Origin of the sequence: Actinomyces sp. HMSC065F12 (assembly GCF_001814535.1) — a bacterium.
Taxonomy (GTDB): Bacteria; Actinomycetota; Actinomycetes; order Actinomycetales; family Actinomycetaceae; genus Pauljensenia; species Pauljensenia radingae_A.
The window spans coordinates 8135-8532 of sequence record NZ_KV817046.1 but is presented as its reverse complement, the minus strand read 5'-3'; the positions used below and the strand labels follow the sequence as shown (position 1 = coordinate 8532).

General features: G+C 60.6%; 1 pseudogene. It reads left to right on the top strand.

Annotated elements, in window-relative coordinates:
* Positions 1–278, top strand: a pseudogene (locus HMPREF2975_RS12885) (recombinase family protein); the annotation flags it as partial.
* Between the last annotated feature and the right edge of the window lie 120 nt (positions 279–398).

Below are 398 nucleotides of genomic sequence, written 5' to 3'. Positions count from 1 at the left end.
AACGCAAAACCCGCACCTACAAGTCTGGAACCTCATACAAGTTCTGGCGCTGCTGGAGTGCCTGCACCGGGAACGGCAATCCCTGTAGGGGGCACAACCTGCGCGAAACACTCCTCGAACAAGCCTGCGCAGACATGCTCGGCACCCAGGGTTTCGACCCCGTCCAGGTTGGCGAGCAGATCGTGATGATCGAGGCCTTCGAGCATCAGCTCACCTTCCACCTCGCGGATGGAACCATTGCACCAGTGGGGTTAACCAGTGAGGGGAGGCTGGCATGAACCGCACCGTCACCGCGATACCCGCAACAAAGAAACTTGGGAATCTCACAGCCTCATCTGGCGCACCGGCACGCAGGCGGGTCGCCGCCTACGCTCGCGTCTCTACCGAGATGGAAGAAC